General features: G+C 47.1%; 16 protein-coding genes. 10 read left to right on the top strand and 6 right to left on the bottom strand.

The annotated features are described in order from the left end of the window. Positions 1–186 precede the first annotated feature (186 nt). From pgaA to ACT6PV_RS05110, 5 genes are all read left to right on the top strand, one after another. Complete coding sequence (pgaA, locus tag ACT6PV_RS05090) at positions 187–2,643, top strand: poly-beta-1,6 N-acetyl-D-glucosamine export porin PgaA (protein WP_445115368.1); 2,457 nt, start codon at positions 187–189, stop codon at positions 2,641–2,643. After that, entirely contained in the window at positions 2,643–4,526 is a 1,884-nt protein-coding gene (pgaB, locus tag ACT6PV_RS05095; RefSeq protein ID WP_445115369.1) for a poly-beta-1,6-N-acetyl-D-glucosamine N-deacetylase PgaB, read from the top strand. The genes pgaA and pgaB overlap by 1 nt, the downstream gene beginning before the upstream one ends. Then, entirely contained in the window at positions 4,526–5,806 is a 1,281-nt protein-coding gene (gene pgaC / locus ACT6PV_RS05100; protein ID WP_445115370.1) for a poly-beta-1,6-N-acetyl-D-glucosamine synthase, read from the top strand. The genes pgaB and pgaC overlap by 1 nt, the downstream gene beginning before the upstream one ends. After that, entirely contained in the window at positions 5,790–6,272 is a 483-nt protein-coding gene (gene pgaD, locus ACT6PV_RS05105) for a poly-beta-1,6-N-acetyl-D-glucosamine biosynthesis protein PgaD (RefSeq protein WP_445115371.1), read from the top strand. Before pgaC ends, pgaD begins: the two co-directional genes overlap by 17 nt. 198 nt (positions 6,273–6,470) lie before the next feature. Beyond that, positions 6,471–6,683, top strand: coding sequence for a hypothetical protein (locus tag ACT6PV_RS05110; RefSeq protein WP_445115372.1), 213 nt, complete (start codon positions 6,471–6,473; stop codon positions 6,681–6,683). Between the two features lie 549 nt (positions 6,684–7,232). On the opposite strand, the gene rsmD is transcribed toward ACT6PV_RS05110, so the two are convergent. Then, the gene (gene rsmD, locus ACT6PV_RS05115) at positions 7,233–7,802 is read right to left on the bottom strand and encodes a 16S rRNA (guanine(966)-N(2))-methyltransferase RsmD (protein ID WP_445115373.1); all 570 of its coding nucleotides are present in this window, start codon (positions 7,800–7,802) and stop codon (positions 7,233–7,235) included. 1 nt (position 7,803) lies between these two features. Then, on the bottom strand, positions 7,804–9,840 hold the full coding sequence (mrdA, locus tag ACT6PV_RS05120) for a penicillin-binding protein 2 (protein WP_445115374.1): 2,037 nt from the start codon (positions 9,838–9,840) through the stop codon (positions 7,804–7,806). Between the two features lie 256 nt (positions 9,841–10,096). Between mrdA and ACT6PV_RS05125 the strand changes: the two genes are divergently transcribed. The 4 genes from ACT6PV_RS05125 (at position 10,097) to ACT6PV_RS05140 (ending at position 13,074) form a co-directional block, all read left to right on the top strand. After that, positions 10,097–10,612 carry a hypothetical protein gene (locus ACT6PV_RS05125; protein WP_445115375.1) on the top strand — a complete coding sequence of 172 codons (516 nt, stop codon included), beginning with the start codon at positions 10,097–10,099 and terminating at the stop codon, positions 10,610–10,612. A gap of 62 nt (positions 10,613–10,674) precedes the next feature. Beyond that, positions 10,675–11,991 (top strand): hypothetical protein, encoded by a 1,317-nt coding sequence (locus tag ACT6PV_RS05130; protein WP_445115376.1) that lies wholly within the window; start codon positions 10,675–10,677, stop codon positions 11,989–11,991. Between the two features lie 77 nt (positions 11,992–12,068). Next, entirely contained in the window at positions 12,069–12,728 is a 660-nt protein-coding gene (adk, locus tag ACT6PV_RS05135) for an adenylate kinase (protein ID WP_445115377.1), read from the top strand. Between the two features lie 115 nt (positions 12,729–12,843). Then, positions 12,844–13,074 (top strand): hypothetical protein, encoded by a 231-nt coding sequence (locus ACT6PV_RS05140; RefSeq protein WP_445115378.1) that lies wholly within the window; start codon positions 12,844–12,846, stop codon positions 13,072–13,074. A gap of 38 nt (positions 13,075–13,112) precedes the next feature. Here the strand turns inward: ACT6PV_RS05140 and nth are convergent, their stop codons facing one another. Continuing rightward, on the bottom strand, positions 13,113–13,808 hold the full coding sequence (gene nth / locus ACT6PV_RS05145) for an endonuclease III (RefSeq protein ID WP_445115379.1): 696 nt from the start codon (positions 13,806–13,808) through the stop codon (positions 13,113–13,115). 3 nt (positions 13,809–13,811) lie between these two features. Then, positions 13,812–14,615 (bottom strand): RnfABCDGE type electron transport complex subunit B, encoded by an 804-nt coding sequence (locus tag ACT6PV_RS05150; protein WP_445117038.1) that lies wholly within the window; start codon positions 14,613–14,615, stop codon positions 13,812–13,814. Between the two features lie 372 nt (positions 14,616–14,987). On the opposite strand from ACT6PV_RS05150, the gene gdhA reads away from it, so the two are divergent. After that, positions 14,988–16,331: an NADP-specific glutamate dehydrogenase gene (gene gdhA / locus ACT6PV_RS05155; RefSeq protein ID WP_445115380.1), complete on the top strand. Its 1,344-nt coding sequence runs from the start codon at positions 14,988–14,990 to the stop codon at positions 16,329–16,331. Positions 16,332–16,509: 178 nt separating this feature from the next. On the opposite strand, the gene ACT6PV_RS05160 is transcribed toward gdhA, so the two are convergent. Further along, positions 16,510–17,277: a DUF4377 domain-containing protein gene (locus tag ACT6PV_RS05160; RefSeq protein WP_445115381.1), complete on the bottom strand. Its 768-nt coding sequence runs from the start codon at positions 17,275–17,277 to the stop codon at positions 16,510–16,512. Positions 17,278–17,460: 183 nt separating this feature from the next. Continuing rightward, entirely contained in the window at positions 17,461–18,237 is a 777-nt protein-coding gene (locus tag ACT6PV_RS05165; protein ID WP_445115382.1) for a dioxygenase family protein, read from the bottom strand. Between the last annotated feature and the right edge of the window lie 34 nt (positions 18,238–18,271).

Here is an 18,271-nt window from a genome sequence, read left to right on the forward strand (position 1 = left end):
TAAAGATAATTAAAAGTTTCAGGTTTTTCCATTGAGCCCTGCATCGTACAAATAATGTTACATATTGTGTTAAATTATTCACTAAAAATTTATAATCAGTGATAATAATCACATTATTCTTAAGAATTTTTAAATATTTAGGTTAGTTTATATAGAGAATGTTTGATGATAAAGCATAGAATCATAATGTCTACATGTTATATATCAGCGCTTTGCTGTATACCATTTTCCGGCTCATTTTCTGCAACAACAGATGGCACTGACAGGCAAAGAGAGCAGGGGGTTGCCCTGATCCGGGCGGGTCAGGTGGACAAAGGCCTGCAACAATTAAGATTATTACTGGCCCGACAGCCGGAAAATCAGAAACTGATTGCAGATTATCTGGTCAGTGCCTATGAAACCGGACATGCTGATTCTGATGCTGTTCAGTATATTTCTCATATCCAGCCTGAACATTATCCAGAATACGGCAAGGTTGCTGTCATCAAGACCCTGCGGGATCTGAAACAGATGGATGTGGCTGAACAATGGGCCAGCAACTTTGCCCGGACATCCAGACAACAGGACTGGCGGGTGTGGATCGCAGTGCTTCAGGCTGAAGCCGGTAAAAAAGAGCAAGCCGTACAAAACCTGGCCCGATTAAATCAGTCAACACTGACCGCAGATTATCTGGCACAGGTCGCTTATGCATATCGATTGGTAAATATGCCGCTGGAAGCGCTGAATGCTGCAACACTGGCGGTGGAACGGCAGCCGAAGACAGGTACGAATACCAATATACAGGAGCAATATGTGCTGGCACTGATTGCCAGCAGTGATTACAGCAAAGCCTGGCAGGTTTTACAGCATGGAAAGATTAATGCAGAACGACCGGCATTAAAGCATCTGGTCAAGTTAAGTGAGTTTTCGCAGCGTATTCAGAATGCCGTCCAATACTATAAAGTTGCAATGTATAAAGGACATGGTGATATTGCTTATCAGCAGCTGGATGAAGTACTGGCGGATATGCAGGCTTATCAGTCTGAACTGCCGGAAGATAAAAGTATAAGGCGTGAGTTTTATTACAATTATATCTATGCACTGAATAAAAGAAGTCATGCACAACTGGCTGTAGCGCAGTTGTCTGAAATTGATCTGCCATCCGAGCAGACACCTGCCTATGTCAGGCAGGCACTGGCAGAATCCTATCTGAAAATTCAAAAACCGGCGCTGGCGGAAAAAAACTATAAAAGCTTACTTAATGAAAGGAACTATGCAGATTATAGTGTTTACTCAGGGCTTTATTATTCACTGATAGAACAGGACCGGTACAAGGAAGCCAATCAGCTGATTCAGCAAATGGACAAGCTGCTACCGGTTTTTCGCTACAGTGAAGCCAGGGGCGTTGACAGAACTGCACATGATGATCGGGCTGAATATTTAAGCCTGGTCGGATTGAATTATGCCTATCAGAATCAGCATGCCAGAGCCGAGCAATATTTCAAGGCGCTGGTGGCCCGTGCGCCGAACAACATTGCCTATCAGAATGCGCTGGCGCTGGTGCAGCGCTGGCGTGAAAAGCCCCGGACTTCAGAGCAGACCCTGGCACAGTGGAATGGCATTGAACCGGTGGATCAGTCAACAGAGATTAATCACCTGCAGAATGTACAGGCACTGGGGAAAATTACCGAATGGCGTCAGCAGAGTGCAGCGCTGTCAGCTACAGTTCCCAATGATACCGGGGTCATCAAAAGCCGGAAAGAACTGGAAGACCGACAGCACGCATCCATTCAGCATCAGAGTCATTTTTCCCACAGCAAGGCCGATAATTCGCAGTTGCTGGATCGTTTAAAGGGAACACGTGAACAGAGTAACTGGACCCGGTTGGCCAGTCCCTGGTTTGCCGAAAACTATCGCATGTTTATTGATCACAATTATCGCAAGGCAAAATATGACGAAGGCGTTATTGATGATCAGCGTCTGGGCCTGGGACTTGAATGGGCAGAAAATGGTAAATCCGCTCAGGCAGTATTGTCACAATCTACCGATGGAGACCGCCTGGGGCTACAGCTGAACTGGACCCGGCGGCTGAATGATCATTGGCAATATGTACTGGGCTTTGACAGTCAGGCCAGTATTCCCTTGCAGGCACTGCGGCAGGATCATGAAGGCAAGTCGTATTCAACCGGATTCAGGTGGCAGGAAAATGAATCGCGCAAGGCCGGACTCAGCTATCAGCTGACGGATATTGATGATGGCAATACCCGTCAGGAAGTATCAGCCTATTTCAGACAGCAGCTTTTACAGTCAGCACATCATATTACCCGCGCCACGCTGAGTGGTTACTACGGTAAAAATGATGATGTGCCTGTGGTTTATTACAACCCGAAAAAAAGCCGCAGTGTAGAGTTGTCACTGGAACATGACTGGATGACCTGGCGTAACTATGAACGGCGTTTAAATCAGCATTTTGTGGCCAGTGTCGGCAGTTTCAATCAGGCTGAATATTCCTCAAAAGCTGTTTATAACTTGCTCTATCAGCATGACTGGCAGCTATCCCGCACCTGGGCACTCAACTATGGCATCGGCTGGGGGGTGCATCCCTATGATGGCGAAGATGAAAATAAAACCTATGCAGTCATTGGATTTGAGGGGCGCTTTTAATGAAATCAATCATCATCATTCCTGTTTCAGCCATTGCCCTGGTGGCAATGCTGATTTCAGCCACTCAGAGTTTCGCTGCTGAGAAAAAAGAAAAAACAGCAAAAACAGAAAAGACAGAAAAGACAGAAAAGACAGCCATAGAACGGCCGGAAAATCAGTTTGTGACCTTAACTTTTCATGATGTACGCGATGATGTCGCCAGAAGTGGTGATCGTGATCCTTATGCGATCAGTACGAAAAATCTGGCACAGTTTATGGCATGGCTGAAAAAGGAAGGCTGGCAGCCGATTCGGCTGGAAGATGTATGGCAGGCCAGGATGAAGAAAAAGAAACTGCCGCCCCGGGCCGTGTTATTGACCTTTGATGATGGCGCATTAAGTGGTTATACCCGGGTTTTTCCTTTGCTGAAGCAATATCAGTTCCCGGCGGTTTTTGCCATTCCCACCAGCTGGATCAATGGTAATTTCAAGGATGGTTATGAAGCCTATGGTGAAGGTAACCTGATGAACTGGGATCAGATGCGGGAGATGCAGCAATCAGGACTGGCTGAATTTGCGTCTCATTCAGACGACATGCACAAGGGAATACTGGCCAATCCGCAGCAGAATATGCAACCTGCTGCAATTACACGGCAATACAGCAACCAGACCGGTCAATACGAGTCTGACCAGGCGTATCAGGATCGTGTGATTGCCGACCTGAAAAAATCCAGACAGATCCTGCAGCAGGAACTGGGGATTCAGAGTCGGGCAATCTTCTGGCCTTATGGTGCTGTCACCACGGGAACAGAAGACTTTGCCGGCAAGGCCGGGTTACCAATGTCGTTCAGCCTCGGCAGTATTGCTACGCTTGCGGATTCGGTCAAAACCTATCAGCGGGTTCTGATTATGAATAATCCGACGCCTGAAATGATCCGGGAAGAAATGATGGATTTCCTGGCTTATGCAAGAGCGCCCTATAAACAGCGAAAAAGCTTTATCCGCATGGATCTTGCTGAAATGGAAAGTCAGACAACGGCTCAGTTCGATGCAAAACTTGGTCAGTTTCTGGATCAGTCCAGCGCATTAAGGTCCAACACCATGGTGTTAAAGGCGGTCCGTGATGAAGATGGCGATGGCAATATAGATGTCGCCTACTTTCCGAACAGTCAGCTGAAAGTACGCCAGGACATTCTGAACCGTATGGTGTGGCAGTCACGGACACGGGCACATCACCGTGTATACGCTGAATTGCCGATCCGGCTGGAAACCCGGCAGAAGATCGATCTTGCTGAATTAACCGCAGACATGGTCAGAAATAATCCTTCCATTGAGGGGTTGATGCTGGAAACAGATGATCAGCTGTTATGTGCGGTACAACAGCAGCAATGGACAGAGGCATGTACACAGCAGGTCAACCATGTGGTGCATCTCAAGGAACGGCTGAATCAGCAGGCAAAATATTATTCGAATATCAGTAATAACTATCAGACCGCCTTTAAATTCGGCCTGAAGGGAACGCAGCTTGAGGGCCTAAAGACGCTGTTGAACTACAGCCTGAAATATACGGATTTTTTGTACATTACACTGGATCCTGTTCAGCAGCCTGAAACTTTTGACGCGCTGAAAAAACAGATACGACAGATGAATATGCAGGAGGTTCAGCGCCTGATTGTCAGCTTTACGATCCGGCCGGATGCAAACGAAGCACAGTGGAAGCAGTACCAGCAGGATTACAGCTTATTAAGAAGCCTGGCTGTGCAGAAAATTGGAATTAATAATTATCAGCTGAAACGTGGATCAGCATTTCATCGCTATCTCTATCAGGACCTGAGTTTAAATGGCAGTCCATTAACTTATCGTGATCCCTATCAGAATGATACGATTGCACTGGAGAAAAAATAATGGAATGGTTCAGCCAGCTTCGTGCCAGTGATCTATATTTTGGTTTTGCTTTTTTCTATCCCTTATTCATGGCTTGGGCCTGGATTGCAGGCGGGATATGGTTTTACTTAAAACGTGAGCTCAGACAACCGGCATTGCCACAACCGGGTGATCAGCCCTGCAGCATTATCATTCCCTGTTTTAATGAAGAACTACAAGTGCGTGAAACCATTAAATTTGCCATGCAGAGTCAGTATCCTGCGTTTGAAATTATTGCGGTCAATGATGGCAGTAAGGACAAAACAGCAGAGATTCTGGATGAGTTATCGCATCAGTACCCTTTACTGCGGGTGGTTCATCTTGCAGAAAACCAGGGCAAGGCCTATGCACTGCGGGCCGGTGCCATGGTCAGTCAGAATGAATATCTGATCTGTATTGACGGCGATGCATTGCTGCATCCTCATGCCGTGTTGTGGATGATGCATCATTTAACCACCTACCCCCGGGTGGGTGCAGTGACCGGCAACCCGCGAATTGTGAACCGTTCAAGTGTACTAGCAAAAATTCAGGTGGGCGAGTTTTCTTCAATTATCGGTTTGATCAAAAGGGCACAGCGAACCTATGGCCGGATTTTTACGGTGTCAGGGGCTATTGCCGGCTTCCGTAAATCGGCCCTGGACCGCATTGGCTACTGGCGTGATGACATGATTACCGAAGATATTGACGTATCTTGGCGATTGCAGTTTGATCACTGGGATCTGCAATATATTCCAAGGGCCCTGTGTTACATCTACATGCCTGAGACGCTGAAAGGCCTATGGAAACAGCGCCTGCGCTGGGCCCAGGGTGGCATTGAGGTGTTACTGGCCTATTTGCCGCGTCTTGCCAGTTGCTGGCGATTGCGCCGTATGTGGCCCATTGCCATTGAATCAATGGTCAGTGTGGTCTGGGCTTATGTCATGTCAGGTATTCTGGTTTTATATGTCTATGGTCTGTTCTTTTCATTGCCTGGCGAATGGGCCATCCAGTCTATGTTGCCACAGTGGTACGGTGTGATTCTGGGGCTGACCTGCCTGATCCAGTTTTTTGTGAGCTTATTTATTGATAGACCATACGATAAAAATCGGATGCTTAGAAATTATTTCTGGGTTATCTGGTATCCATTATTTTTCTGGCTGCTGACTATGCTGACCACCGTGGTTGCATTACCGAAAACCCTGTTTAAAACACAGAAACGGGCCCGCTGGGTCAGTCCTGACCGCGGATTCCGAGGAGAAGTTGAAAATGGCCCTTCACAATGACTATAAACCGATCAGTGATGAATCAAAACTTGAATTGCCGGAATATATCGATCAACCGGACTACATTCGTAAAAAAGGGACCGGCTATGGTTTGATTGCCATTGGCTGGCTGGCGTGGATGTGGTTATTTCTCCCATTGCTGACTGCTGTTTTCTGGTGGTTTCAGGGAAAAACCATCTACCAGCAGATGGTGATTCAGGCCGGACCCAACAGTCCGCTCAGCCTGGTGAATATGGCAGTCATGATTGCGGTATTTATTTCGCTTTTATTGCTGTGGGCATCTTATAACTGGATACGCTTTTCGGGTAATGAACGCCGTAAGGCACCGCAGGATCTGAGTAAGCAGCAGCTTGCAGAAAGCTTTAAGGTCGGTATTCAGGACATTCAGATCATGCACACGGCCAAAAGGGTTACCCTGTATTATGATGATCAGGGCAAGCTTGGACGTTATGAAATCAGTCACTGACGGAGTGGGGCCAGTTGTATTGCCCTGTATTTTTCCATCAGCAGGATGGATCCGGGGAAAATTCAACCATGAAGGGAAATGGCATATCGTGTGACTGATATCATAAAAACATTGCAATTTGAAACAGTGCATACCGGGAGAATCCACAGAGCCGCTCAATAATCTCTTTATTCCCATGACAGAATCAGGAATAAAGAGATGAAGAAATTACTATTGCTGGCCTTAACCGGTATTTCACTGACAGGCTGTATTGTTGCTCCTTATGATGACCATCCACGCCGGCACCATCATTATGATCGGGATTACCGCTATGATCGTGATGATAAGCGGCCTGACTGGCGGCATAAAAATTCACAGCGCCCGGGTTGGGATTATAATCGGGGCCGTCCAGGGTGGAATGCACCCAGATAAAGTCTATAGTCAACCTGTCAAACAACTCATACACATGAATATAATTTCTCTTGATTCATATTTTAAATTAAATCAATTGCATGAGAAAATGAGTTGTTTGATTATAAAAAAGCTTTCATTGCCACATTTTGCTTTGAAAGTTTGAATAAGTTTGCGTAGGCGATACCTCACTCTTGCGCTGCAAACAAAGCAGTGCTTTGTTTTTGCTCAGATGAAAAGATGACAAAAATCTTCTGATGGGCGAGGGGGGCATCCTGAGCAACTATAAAAGCATTGCTTTGAAGGCAGCGCAAGTCCGCCCAAAGGCGACATCCATGTCGCCCCACGACAGGACAACCATCCATGATTAAAAAGTACAAAAAACTAATTGATAACCAATAGTCTGAATCAAATTACGTGTGTGAATAATTAGGTAGTTTGACTATATGCGCAGGGCTGTATGTCTGCTTATTCATGACCTGATCAGGGCACAATGAATGGGCTGAAATCAGATAAAGGAATAAATCAGAAAATAAGTCAGTGGGAATAGATGATTTCCATGTTTCCAGTTTATGCTGTGTCGTGGTCACCATGTGTAACTTTCTGAAATAAGCCAGCTTGTACCATTCCGGCGCGGGTCTGCTTCTGTAGTTTCCAGCTGAAGGGGAGGGACAAATCATCCAGCGGTCGGTCTGCTTCCACATAAATATAGCCATTTTCCCTGACCAGCCGATCTGTCAGGATTGCCAGCTCCTGCCACAGATCAAGGCGATAGGGTGGATCCATAAATACAAGATCAAAGTCATGATTTAATGTGGGAATTGCCTGTTGGGCGGTCATGCGCTTTACTGTACAGCGGGTGGCCTGCAGCAAATCAATATTGTTTTTGAGTATGCGGGCCTGGACCGGGTCAGGTTCAATCATGATCACCCGTGCAGCACCACGTGATAATGCCTCAAAGCTTAAGGCGCCGGAACCTGCACAGAGGTCCAGTACATCAGCATGCTGGATATCCCACATCAGCCAGTTGAACAGGGTTTCCCGGACACGGTCCGGTGTCGGACGCAGACCTTCAATCTCTGCAAAAGGCAATAGTCTGCGCTTCCATTGTCCGCCGATAATGCGTAGTTGATTCTTCACGTTATTCACTGACATCTGCGGAGTTGACTGCCGGTGGTGCCTGGGTAGCTGATTGAGCGGGTACTGAGGCAGTTGCGCGATTATCTGACCCGGGTACAGCACGGGGATCAGTTGACAACGGAATTTCGCCGCTGGGTAGGTCACCGGGTTTAATACCGGCAGTCATCAGGCCACCACTGACCTGATGATGAGTGGGGATAATTGGATTTTTTTTGCGGTTGAGTAACCAGTAATCCATAATCGGCCGGGCCAGTTTGGCCGCAGAACCGCCATGACGGCCATTTTCCCAGATGACTGCAATGGCAATTTCAGGATTTTCAGCAGGTGCAAAGCCCACAAATAAACCATGATCCAGCTGACGTTCTGTCAGCAGTGCTTCGTTGTAGCGTTTACCCTGAGCAATACTTTTAACCTGAGCTGTCCCTGTTTTCCCTGCAATTTTATATTGAGCAGTGCGGATTCCACGGCCGGTACCTGCCTGGATCACATCGACCATGGCATTGCGCATTTTAATCCAGTCTTCATCTGTGCCACTGAAATTAATTCTGCCGGTGGGCGCATTATGTACCGGATGTTCCCTGGCACCCCGGGTGGAGCGCAGCACATGCGGGGTGACATGAGCACCATGATTGGCAGTAATTGCGGTGGCCATGGCCAGTTGTAAGGGGGTGGCAATGAATGCACCCTGGCCAATACTGACCGAGATGGTTTCACCTTTGAGCCATTTGCTTTTACGGGTCCGCATTTTCCATTCAGGGTTCGGGTACAGCCCGGAACTTTCACTGGGTAAGTCCACGCCGGTTTTTTCACCGAAACCGAACTGACGCATCCATTCATTCATCCGATCTATGCCCATCTGATAGGACAGCACGTAAAAATAAGTGTCGCAGGACTCCACAATGGATTTGTGCAGATTGACCGTACCATGTCCGGATTTTTTCCAGTCACGGAACTTATGTGAGTCACCCGGCAGGTGAAAATAGCCTGGATCGAAAATGGTGGTATCCCAGTCCACGGTTTTATAATGGATACCGCCCAGACCCTCCATTGGCTTGATGGTTGAACCGGGTGGATAGGTTCCCTGCAATGCCCGGTTATAAAGCGGCTGGTCCAGATTGTCACGCAATGCGCTGTATTCTGCATGGCCGATACCGGTCACAAACAGGTTGGGATTAAAACTTGGACTTGAAACCAGTGCGAGAATTTCACCGGTTCTGGGGTCAATCGCCACGATTGCACCGCGTCGTCCGGCCAGTTGTTCTGCTGCAACGGTCTGCAGGCCATAGTCGAGCGACAGATACAGATCATTGCCCCTGATGGATTGCTTTTGTCCTAAATGACGCAGTACATTGCCATGTGCATCTGCTTCAATGGACTCATACCCGGGAATCCCATGCAATAAATCTTCATAATACTTTTCAACCCCGATTTTCCCGATTAAATTGGTGCCGGTATAGGCATCCTTATCAATGCTTTTCAGTTCCCGGTCATTGATGCGTCCGACATAGCCAATGACATGTGCAAACAGTTCACCATGTGGATAGTAACGGGTCATCTGGGTTTCAATATCCACCCCGGGAAACAGGAATTTGGTTTCACTGAACCGCGCGATATCGGTTTCAGTCAGATTCAGTTTCAGGGTGACACGTTCAGTCTTTCTGGCAGTTTTAACACGACTGTTAAAGCGTTCGATATCTTCCTGTGAAAGATTAATGACCGGGGTCAGCCGTTTCACGGTATCGTCAATATCCTTCACATCGGCCTTGCTTAATGTCGCGGTAAAAACCGGATAGTTGTCTGCCAGTAAAATGCCGTTACGGTCATAAATATAACCGCGTGCCGGTGGGATCGGTTGCAGGCGTATGCGGTTTTTGTCTGAAGCCTCACTGAACTGTTCATAATGAAAAATCTGCAAATAGGCATAACGTGCAACCAGCAACAGCAGACAACATGTGACCAGTCCCATGGCAAAAAAGATACGGCCACGAAAAATACGTTTTTCCTGTTGAACATTTTTGAGGGGGAACTGCTGTTTCATACGTCGTTGGCTTATCTAACTCATTAATCAGGAGAGTGCAGGGTACAATTCTACCCTGAAACAGACCGGGAACGGAAAAAGGTCAAACATGACCGATGGAAATATAACGTACTTTGACTTTGCAGACAGTAAATTTCCATTGTTTTGTATATGATGCAGCTAAATAATTCTGTTAAAGTCAAAAATAGGGAAGGTGCTGGAAGGAATCCAGTGAAAGCCGGGGCGATGGAGATAACTGGGGGTTATGGATAAAATAATGAGAAAAATATTTTCCCTGGTCATGCTGATGATGACCGGAAGTGCGGTTTATGCAGATATTGGGGACTATTTACCTGAAGCAAAATTAAAATCTGCAGCTGTTTCCAGGTGGAATGCCGGCGCAGGGATGACCATGAAGCTTGCTCATCTGAATGCAGAATGGGTCAACGCTTATGGCATTGCCTATGCCAAAGCGGGTGCTTTTATTAATGGTGACCATGAACCGGGAGTTCAGTTCGGTTTTCGTTATCCGGTGGTGCTGAACGGTACAGACAGTAATGGTTTTTATCTGGGGTTCTATGCCGGCCATTTAAAAAGTAAATCGGTTGGAAATGGCGATGATACCCAGGCAGGTGGTGGCGTGGATCTTTCCTATGTATTATTGAATAAGGAAAGAATCAGCACTTTCAGTGTGGGAATTGGAGTGGGCGATGAGTCCTCTCATGGAAATTCAATTGTATTTGAAAGCAAACCTCAAATACAATTTGCGTATACCCTGAGTGTTGGTTTTTAGACGCAGGGATAATTTTATATTATTCATTCACCCGCATATGGAACTGAATATGAGTGTCATGCATGTTTGAATACCTCAGTGGTCTGTGGCAGGCCTTTACCAGTCGACCGGATTATATTGCGATCCTGAGTATTATCCCTGTGACCGCTTTTGTAACATGGGCACATGTGTGGATGGCACTGAAAATGGTGTTTTACCCGATCAAATTCTGGGGTTTCCATATCGGACCATTGCCTGTGGGCTGGCAGGGCATCGTACCGCGTAAAGCAGGACGTATCTCGGGAATTATTACCGACAACACCCTGTCCAAACTGGGGTCACTCAAGGAATTTCTTGAGGCGATGGACCCTGCGGATATGGCGCGCATCATCGGGGAACAGGTCGGTTTTGAGCTTGAGCATCTGATTGATGAAGTCATGATTGACCGTAATGCAGTATTGTGGGAAAACCTGCCTTATTCCATCAAGCGCCGGATTTATGCCCAGGCGCATCGGCAGATGCCTGGCATTCTAAGGGATCTGGTGACTGAACTGACCATGAACGTTGAGTCACTGGTGGACATGAAGGAAATGATTGTCCGGCAGATGGAAGGTGACCGCCGTTTAATGGTCAGCATGTTCCTGAAAGTGGGGCAGAAAGAAATTAATTTTATCTGGCATATCAGTGCATTGATTGGCAGTTTCTTCGGTATTTTTCAGATGTTTGTCTATGTGTTTGTGCCACAGCACTGGACAGTTCCCTTTTTTGCCGCCATCTGGGGCTTACTGACCAACTGGATTGCCATCTGGATGGTATTTAATCCGGTGGAACCCCATTACATCCGTTATCCGCAAATTTTTGAACGGACCAGTAATCGTAAATTTCCCTGGATTAAACCGGTCATTCCCCGGATTGGCAGCTATAATATTCAGGGCGCATTCATGAAGCGTCAGGAAGAAGTCTCTGATGTTTTTGCAAGTGTAGTCACGGAAGACCTGATTACGCTAAAATCAATCATGACTGAAATGATGTATGGACCGAAAAAGGAAAAAACACGCCGGATTATTAAACGGCATGTCAACGGCATTATGGAAACCCCTTTAATCCGGACCGCATTACAGCTTTCAATTGGCCCGTCTGAATATGCTAAACTGAAGTCGGACTTGATTGATCGGTCAATTGAAATTACGATGGTGCCTGTATGTGACCCGGCCTTTAATGCAAGTCGGGCACAGAAAATTTTTCAGATGTTTAAAGAGCGGATTCGTGAATTAACACCGACCGAGTTTCAGAATTTGTTGCGTCCTGCATTCAGGGAAGATGAATGGATTCTGATTGTGCTGGGGGGCGTCACAGGATTTTTTGCAGGTTTAATACATTTGTTTGTGGCTTTCTTATAATTTGATATCGGTGATGCTGCTTTTTCTGACAGTGTGAAAGGTGTCATACCTATTTGTTTTTAATGAGGATGTTTTTTATGCGCATTATTTTACTCGGACCACCTGGAGCAGGTAAAGGTACTCAGGCTCAGTTGATCTGTAAGCGCTACAATATCCCGCAAATTTCAACCGGTGATATGCTTCGTGCGGCAATTCGTGAAGGGACTGAATTAGGTCTGAAGGCTAAAAGTGTCATGGAGTCAGGCGGATTGGTGTCTGATGAACTGATTATTGGTCTGGTCAAGGAACGTATTGCACAGCCGGACTGTGCCAGCGGTTGTATTTTTGATGGCTTTCCACGTACGATTCCGCAGGCTGAAGCCCTGGAAAAAGAAGGGATCAGCATTGATCATGTGATTGAAATTGCTGTGCCGGATGAAGAAATTGTCAAACGCCTTTCAGGCCGTCGCCAGCACCCTGCATCCGGTCGTATTTATCATATTGTGTATAATCCGCCCGCTGTTGAAGGCCGGGATGATGAAACCGGTGAAGAACTGGTTCAGCGTCCGGACGACCGGGAAGAAACCATTCGCAAACGTCTTACCTCCTATCATGCAGAAACTGAACAACTGGTTGGTTTTTATCAGGGCCGCGCAGCGTCCGGTGAAAACGCACCGACCTACAATAAACTGGATGGTCTGCGGGCAATTGAAGAAGTACAGAAGGATTTATTTGCCATTCTGGAACAGGGCAAATAATTTACCGGCCTGTGTGTTGAGTGGCCCGGTTTGAATCCGGATTCGGGGAGCCCTGATTGAAGAAGGCTCCCTTTATTTTATCCGGGCGTCACTGAAGAGCAAGGGAGACCATATTGTGCTGAAAACTGTACTGATTCTGCTGGTGGTGCTGAGTATTGCCTTGCTGTTGTATCTGCTGTATCTCAGTCAGAAATTATTGCGTCAGGCGCAGCAACAGCAGGCGCGGGAACGTCGTGAAAACCCGCTGTCATATCGCGTGCATCCGAAACTGGCTGAAGAATTGAAAAAAATCGAACAACTGAAACAGCAACGATCCGGAAAAAATAAACCTGAAGCGGATCAATAAGCAGCGATATTGAGCAGCTTGCTGCTTTTATGACGCAGCTATGAAGATGTAGCACCGGCGGAGATTTTGAGCGGACGGGCAGCACCGAATTCAAAACGGTCAGGCCAGTTGCATACATCAGACACAACGCATTCATGGCATTTCGGTTTGCGGGCAATGCAGCAATAACGACCATGCAGGATTAACCAGTGATGGGCATCCACCATGAATTCTTGTGGGATGACTTTCACCAGGCGTTGTTCAACTTCCAGCACATTTTTGCCGACTGCCAGTCCAGTCCGGTTGCCCAGTCGGAAAATATGCGTGTCCACAGCCATGACCGGCTGACCAAAAGCAGTATTGAGTACCACATTGGCGGTCTTGCGACCAACGCCGGGCAGGGCTTCCAGTTCAGCGCGGTTGTCGGGAACCTGACTATGATGTTTTTCAATCAGTATTTTACAGGTTTTAATGACATTTTCGGCTTTGGAGTTATATAAGCCAATGGTTTTTATATATTGCTTCAGTCCATCCACCCCCAGCGCATAAATGCTTTCAGGGGTATTGGCAATGGGGAATAATTTATCGGTTGCCTTGTTGACGCTGACATCAGTAGCCTGTGCTGAAAGCGTTACCGCAATCAGTAATTCAAAGGCATTGGAATAATTCAGTTCGGTGGCCGGATGTGGCCGCTGTGCCCTCAGACGTTCAAAAAAAATCTGAATCTGCTTCTTTGTCATATTTTTTACGGTCATGCCTCAGACTCCCTGTAATGCAGATAATTGCTGCTGTAATTCATCCAGTTGCAACTGTTTCTGATCATCAGCACGGACACTTAACTGTTTTTCAAGTTTTTTAATCTGAGTACGTAACCGGGCCAGTTCTATGGTGGTCCCGGCATGTTGACTGACGGCCGACTGGCTTTGATTGGTGATTTCAATGGCGGGAACCACCTGACTGTGCTGCGGGAATTGAGCAAATAACTGAGCAAATAATTCAGTATCAATCTCTGCACGGACTACAGGCCCCTTACGATTCAGGCGGCGTTTTTCCTCGCGCTGGATATGGGCATAGTAACGCTGGCGTAAATCATTCTGTTCCGCAATCCGCAACTGTTCTGCCGGAATGGGCTGATGGTCTTCCACCAGGTCAATACAATCCACAGGGCAGGGTGGAATGCAGAGTTCACAGCCGGTGCACAGTTCTGTCAGAATGCTGTGCATGAGCTTGCCACTGCCGATAATGGCATCCACCGGACAGGCGCTGATGCATTTGGTACAGCCAATGCATTCATCTTCACGGATCACGGCTTTCATCCGTTGTGGACGGCCATCCGGCTGGATGGGCCATACACTGGCCTCAGCAATGAGCCGGGGACGATTCAGCAGCTGTGCAAGTGAGTCTGCAACCGGCTGTCCACCGGGTACACATTTATTGGCTGCTTCTCCATCAGTGATTGCCCTGGCATAGGGCAGACAGCCGTCACGATGCCCACACAGACCGCACTGGGTCTGTGGCAATAAAGCATCGACTTGCTGTATGAGGGAAATATGCGAATTCATGCTGAAAAAACTTGCAGGAGAGAACCAACCATTGATTATAGCGTCATTGTCACACTGGGTGAGCATATGAATGCCTGAAAAGCTGCCTCAATTTTAGCATGTTTTTGTATGGAATGGATTGCATCTATATGGAGCAAAAAATGCACAAACATTGCTCATGTAAATACAGCATGCTTATAAAGCCGCTATTGCTCAAACCCATGAGGTGGCTTTATATCTGTAAAATAAATAACTGATATTAAAAAAATATCATAAATATTTCGTGGAAATTATGATGGAAGTCATGTAAAAGAGATTTAATATTTTGCGCTAAAATGAAACATTTTAAAACGCAGTGATCAATTTTGTTTCACTTTTTCTGAGGGTTAAGCCTTGAAATACACCAGCCTGAATGACTTTCTGAATTGCCTGAAACAGCGTGATCCGGATCAACCGGAATTTTTACAGGCGGTTGAAGAAGTCATGACCAGTTTATGGCCATTTATTGAAAAAAATCCGCAATATGCCCAGCAGGGGTTGCTGGAGCGGCTGGTGGAGCCGGAGCGTGTGATCCAGTTTCGTGTGGCGTGGGTGGATGATCAGGGACAGACACAGGTCAATCGGGCATTCCGGATTCAGTATAACGCTGCCATTGGTCCATTTAAGGGAGGCATGCGCTTTCACCCTTCAGTCAATTTATCCATTCTCAAATTTCTGGGCTTTGAACAAACGTTTAAAAATGCATTGACCACTTTGCCTATGGGAGGTGGTAAGGGAGGCGCTGACTTTAATCCCCGGGGCAAGTCTGAAGGTGAAATCATGCGTTTCTGTCAGGCACTGATGACCGAGCTTTACCGTCATCTGGGGGCAAATACTGATATCCCGGCCGGTGATATCGGGGTTGGTGCCCGTGAGGTCGGCTATATGGTCGGTATGATGAAAAAGCTCAGTAATGACACGTCCTGTGTATTTACCGGCAAGGGCATGTCCTTTGGTGGTTCGCTGGCACGTCCTGAAGCAACTGGTTACGGTACCGTTTATTTTGCCGAAGAAATGCTGAAAACCCGTGGTGAAAGTTTTCAGGATAAAGTGGTTGCGATTTCCGGTTCAGGCAATGTGGCACAATATGCGGCAGAAAAGGCCATGTTTCTGGGGGCAAAAGTGGTCACACTTTCAGACTCAAATGGAACGGTATATCTGAAGGATGGTTTGAACAGCGAACTATTGGCTGAAGTAATACAGCTTAAAAATACTCAGCGTGGCCGGATTGCGGAATTTGCCGCACAACATGGCTTTGAATATATGGAAGGTCAGCGCCCGTGGAGTGTGCCGTGTGATATTGCTCTGCCATGCGCCACCCAGAATGAGCTGAATGCAGACGATGCGGCGACTTTGCTGGCAAATGGGGTCATCTGTGTGGCTGAAGGGGCGAATATGCCATCTACACTGGAGGCAGTGGAAAAATTTGTTGCGGCAGATATTCTGTATGCGCCGGGTAAAGCTTCCAATGCCGGTGGTGTTGCCACTTCAGGCCTTGAGATGTCGCAGAATGCCATCCGTCTGGGGTGGACATTTGAAGAGGTGGATGAGCGTCTGCATGCCATTATGAAGGAAATCCATCGTAATTGCGTGAGGTTTGGCACCGAGCCGGATGGCAGGGTGAATTATGTGAATGGGGCAAACATTGCAGGTTTTGTTAAAGTTGCCGATGCCATGCTGGCGCAGGGCATTTACTGAGCAGAATGTGCGGATGTTCAGGAATTTAAAAAAACATAAGCCTGTCATGTCGGGAAACGTGTGGCATTTATGTCACATCCGCGTGCCTACATTCGATTTTGCAGGGTATGAATGGTTTGGTTGTGCTGATCCTGCATTGTGTAATGCATCAGATCAGCCATGCAATAAATCTGTGGGCTTAAGGCTGCACCATTTCCTGTTCAATGGTCATGTCATAGACATAGGCATATTTCGACTGATCTGCTGCCGGGTTCTTCAGTTCATAACGTTTGACCCGGATAATCCTGCGCTGATCCGGACGGTGGATGTACCCCTGAATCTGATCGTAAAATAAGGTCCAGTCTTTATCAATCTGGGTTTTGGTGCCTTTGCCATCATATTTGATTTCACGCACCTGCAGACAGGTCTGCGGGGCTACACCGGTACATGATCTGGTTTCAGGTGAAATTTCCAGGAAAATGATTTCAGCCTGTGACTGGTATCTGGTTTCAGGGGTCATATTGCCTTTGAAAGCATAAGTCTGGCCCTGAGCATCTGTTAATGTCAGTACCGGGTGCCCGGTATGCGTGCTATCCAGTACAAATGGAACCGAACCTTTCAGAAAAATAGCACTGCTCAGTTGTTCCTGTTTCATCCGTGCAGGGGAGCAGGCCATCATGGTGGATGTCAGTTCAGTGGTGACAATCCGATTCTGTTCAATTTTCCAGGAAGTGCCCTGGTTGTTACAGCCGGTTGTCATGCTCAAATGCTGTTCATCAAAATGTAAAATGAGCGGTTGTTCTGTCCCTGGCAACTGATATGACCATTCATAGGCAGTCAGGGTCTGGGCCGGCTGTTGCTGTGGGGGCATGGTCACTGCGGCATCCTGAATATTTCGTGTCATATCTGCCTGACAGGCTGTCAGTATGACAGGCCATAATATGGTCGCTAAATATTTAAATTTCATAATAAAAATAATGCTGATAAAAATATATATCCGGATTAAACCATGAACCCCGAAAAGAAATGGATACAATTTCAGTTTTTATTTGTATCCATATTCTGTGTGGCATAGAGCAGTTTTTTTACAGGATGCCCCGGTGACTGGCTGCTGCAACATCAGCTGTGATGATCTGAAATCCGGTCCGGTTTAGTCAAAGCGGTAGATGTCCATGCCCAGGGTACTCATGGAAAAACTGCTGTGTACAATACTGAAACGGTGACCGGTTCCCATGGAAAAAAACAGGGGAGAAAGGTGCTCAGGGGTCGGGTGATTATGCTGAACATGCGGAATATTTTTCCAGTCCAGGATCGCCTCATAATCGCCATGCGTCAGTTTACTGATGACGTGACTCTTAAAGGTGGATGCCCATTCGGGCGTATCTGCCTGTTGATCATTCCAGGACAGTTCACGCAGATTATGGGTAATGCTGCCTGAACCGATCAGCAGAATCTGTTTGTCGCGCAGGGGAGCAAGGGTCTGGCCGACCTTATAAATGCCGTGGGCATCCATGTGAACAGGCAGCGATATTTCAATGACAGGAATGGCAGCGTCAGGATACATATGCAACAGAGGCACCCATACACCGTGGTCACGGGGATGAGTGCTGTTGGCATGGGCCGGGATATGCGCATTTGCCAGCAGACGTAAAATTTCCTCAGCCAGTTCCGGGTTTCCTGGCGCAGGATAGCGGATTTCATACAGGGGCTGAGGGAATCCCCGAAAATCATGCCAGGTTTCGGGGCGTATTGCAGTACTGACTTCCATGGCATTGCTTTCCCAGTGTGCCGACATTACCACAATGGCCTGTGGCCGGGGAAGGTTCAGACTAAGACGGTTAAGGGCTGGACCGATCTGCTCAGGATCAAGTGCCAGCATGGGTGACCCATGAGAAATATATAAACCGGGGAGTGTCTGTAAATGCATGTCAGTGCGCCTGATTTGTCCTGCTGTACTCCAT

It is taken from the genome of Acinetobacter sp. WZC-1 (assembly GCF_052544965.1).

Excerpts from the sequence above, each read along its gene's own strand:
- ACT6PV_RS05130 (WP_445115376.1), top strand. The coding sequence starts at position 10,675 with ATGTTTGAATACCTCAGTGGTCTGTGGCAGGCCTTTACCAGTCGACCG.
- pgaC (WP_445115370.1), top strand. The coding sequence starts at position 4,526 with ATGGAATGGTTCAGCCAGCTTCGTGCCAGTGATCTATATTTTGGTTTT.
- pgaA (WP_445115368.1), top strand. The coding sequence starts at position 187 with ATGTCTACATGTTATATATCAGCGCTTTGCTGTATACCATTTTCCGGC.
- pgaD (WP_445115371.1), top strand. The coding sequence starts at position 5,790 with ATGGCCCTTCACAATGACTATAAACCGATCAGTGATGAATCAAAACTT.
- ACT6PV_RS05165 (WP_445115382.1), bottom strand. The coding sequence starts at position 18,237 with ATGCATTTACAGACACTCCCCGGTTTATATATTTCTCATGGGTCACCC.
- ACT6PV_RS05125 (WP_445115375.1), top strand. The coding sequence starts at position 10,097 with ATGAGAAAAATATTTTCCCTGGTCATGCTGATGATGACCGGAAGTGCG.
- mrdA (WP_445115374.1), bottom strand. The coding sequence starts at position 9,840 with ATGAAACAGCAGTTCCCCCTCAAAAATGTTCAACAGGAAAAACGTATT.
- pgaB (WP_445115369.1), top strand. The coding sequence starts at position 2,643 with ATGAAATCAATCATCATCATTCCTGTTTCAGCCATTGCCCTGGTGGCA.
- ACT6PV_RS05110 (WP_445115372.1), top strand. The coding sequence starts at position 6,471 with ATGAAGAAATTACTATTGCTGGCCTTAACCGGTATTTCACTGACAGGC.
- adk (WP_445115377.1), top strand. The coding sequence starts at position 12,069 with ATGCGCATTATTTTACTCGGACCACCTGGAGCAGGTAAAGGTACTCAG.
- ACT6PV_RS05150 (WP_445117038.1), bottom strand. The coding sequence starts at position 14,615 with ATGAATTCGCATATTTCCCTCATACAGCAAGTCGATGCTTTATTGCCA.
- nth (WP_445115379.1), bottom strand. The coding sequence starts at position 13,808 with ATGACCGTAAAAAATATGACAAAGAAGCAGATTCAGATTTTTTTTGAA.
- ACT6PV_RS05160 (WP_445115381.1), bottom strand. The coding sequence starts at position 17,277 with ATGAAATTTAAATATTTAGCGACCATATTATGGCCTGTCATACTGACA.